General features: G+C 30.5%; 1 protein-coding gene. It reads left to right on the plus strand.

Annotated features, from left to right (window positions below; all coding sequences use genetic code 11):
* Nucleotides 1-211: 211 nt before the first annotated feature.
* Nucleotides 212-2,933 (plus strand): PEP/pyruvate-binding domain-containing protein (locus AB1Z17_RS00090; RefSeq protein ID WP_368049755.1); only part of this gene is annotated, 2,722 nt, incomplete at its 3' end.

Below are 2,933 nucleotides of genomic sequence, written 5' to 3' on the forward strand. Positions count from 1 at the left end.
AATAGGTACTAATTAAAACATATTAGTAAGATTACTAAAAAAGCCAATTATTATATACTAAAAGTAAGCAATTTATCTTCTCAAGATTCAAAATTTAAAACAAAATTTATAGCAAGAAGATTTTTTTTATTTAAAAGTTAATTATCTTTAAATTAAAATATAGGGCACTATATTAGAAATTTAATGTAACGTCCTAAAAATTAAATTAATAATGAAAATAAAATACTTTTTTAGTTTTATTGTATTCCTCTACACATCAAGTATATTTTCTCAAAATTTTAATAATCAATATATTAAAGATCAAATTGCTATTTATAAAAGCGAATTTAGAGGGCCTTATAAAGACATTCGTTGGTTTTGTAAGGATGGAAGCATAAGAATGCCAAAAGATCCTTGTCCAGACTCAATTGGACCAGGTGTTCAACATGCGAGATATAGAGATGTTGTTGAGAACATTGGTAAAAAAAAACACATTTTTTTAGGTCAGATTTTAGCATATACTACACATCAAGAATTTTGGGATTCACAAAATCATAATTCTAGATTGAAACAATATCAAATAGATAAGTATTTAAGAAACATAGATGATGGTTGGATTTTACAAAAAGCTCAATACTACAGAGGAGCTGTCCAAGTTGAAGACGAAGAAGCTTGGGGAGTAGATTTTTATAAATGGTTATTAACAGGTGATACTAGTATTACGAAAAATTTCTTTTTAATTCGACAATCTTTAAACGACGTTCCGCATAAAGGAGATGATAATGTTGCGCAATTAATGCGAAGTCAATCGAAGGTTCTATCTGATTTATTTCCTCAATTTATGGATTTACGAGTTAAAATTCACGGACAACCGGAATTTGTTGATATTGAAAAAGTAAAACAATTCAGAATTAACAACTCCGGAAAATTAAGCAATGTACTAAATCTAAAATTTGATGAGTTATTGGTAACAATGACCAATTTTTACAAGCCAATTGACATTCAAGCATTGCCTAACAAAACAGGTTTAGTAAAAAACACTCCTATTGGAAACCTTATTAATGAATTTTCTTTAAAAAATAGTAAAGAGACAAAACCTGCTAATTTGGTTTCGGAGTCGGCTAAGTTATTATTAGAAATTAGAAAAGCAATTTTAATTGAAAAACGTGCACAAGCAAGAGTTCAATTGTTAGATGCTTCTTTAAAATTAGAAGAAGTAGTTTTTAAAAACGCATCGCAATGGCAACCAATAACACTAAAAGAATTGTTAGATAAAACATATTATTTAGCAATGGCAACTGCCGGTGCTGGTTATGTTGAACTATGGGAATGGAATGAAATAGAACCCATTTTAAAACCAAAAAACACAACCTCACTTTCTTTAAATGAGTTGACAACAATTTTACAATCGGCTAGGAGTGTAGTGGAGTGGAGTTCATCAATGGTAAAGGCAACTTATGAAGATATGGTTGACATTTATACTGGTTTTGAACCAAAATCGTATGGTTTTATTGATGATAAAATTAGAAGTTCAGTTACCTTACATTTAGGTAAAACGGTAGGCGATTTAGGAGATTTTTTAGCTACGGAATCTTCATTAACCAATAAAGTATTTAATATTTCTAACCAAAGTTCCATTCGTGGTTTAAATCCGGGTTATGCCTTTGGAGAGTTAGTTATTATTGATAGTTCTCCTGAAGGTATTGAGGTTTCTTCAAACAAAATTTATATTTTTCAAAAACCACCATCCGATTTAAAACCTGTTGGAGGAATTGCCACTGTTTCAGAAGGAAATTTAGTTTCTCACGTACAATTATTAGCGCGTAATTTAGGAATCCCAAATGCTGCATTGTCTGATGATAATCTTCAGAATTTAAAAAAATTCAACGGACAAAAAGTGTTTTACGCAGTTTCAAATAAAGGAAATGTGATTTTGAAATTAGAAAATGAAATGACTGCTGAAGAGAAGGGGTTGTTTTCTAAAACAGCTCGAAATGAAGCTAAAATAGCAGTTCCTATTGAACAAATTCGTTTGGATGTGAATAGCATTTTAAATATGAGAAATGTGGATGCAAAAGATTCTGGTAAATTGTGTGGGCCAAAAGCTGCCAATTTAGGGCAATTGAAAAAAATGTTTCCAGAGAAAGTGGTGGAAGGAATTGTAATTCCGTTTGGAATTTTTAAATCTCATATGAATCAGCAAATGCCAGAGCAAAATGTTTCTTATTGGAAATTTTTAACCAATATGTTTTTAGAAGCTGAAAAGCAACGATTAAATAATATTTCAGAAGCTGAAGTAGAAAAATTTCAATTAAAACAGTTAGAGATTTTACAAGAAGCAATAAAAAAAATGCCAATTCAAACAAGTTTTATTTCACAACTAGAAAGTGAATTTGTGGCTGTTTTAGGAAAAAAATTAGGTGAAGTTCCTGTGTTTTTAAGAAGTGATACTAATATGGAAGATTTAAAAGATTTTTCGGGAGCTGGTTTAAATTTAACCTTGTTTAATGTTGTTGCAAAAGATAAAATTTTACAAGGAATAAAAGATGTTTGGGCATCGCCTTATACAGAAAGAAGCTTTAAATGGCGTCAAAAATATTTATCGAATCCAGAAAATGTATTTCCTTCAATTTTAGTAATTCCAAGTGTTGATGTCGATTATTCGGGAGTTATGATTACAACGGGAATAAATTCTGGAAATTCAAAAGATTTAACCATTGCTTTTAGCAGAGGCGCTGGAGGTGCAGTTGATGGACAATCGGCTGAGGCCTACGAATTAGGAGCTGAGGGAACTACCAAATTAATTGCTCCGGCAAGAGAATCATATTATAATAGTTTGCCAACTACAGGTGGGACTGCTAAAAAATCGGCAACATTTGAAAACTCAATTTTAAATGAACAAAATTTAAATGAGATTAGAGAATTAGCTGAAAATGTAAGAAATAAAATGGCGA

This window comes from Lutibacter sp., assembly GCF_040883305.1.
Lineage (GTDB): Bacteria > Bacteroidota > Bacteroidia > Flavobacteriales > Flavobacteriaceae > Lutibacter.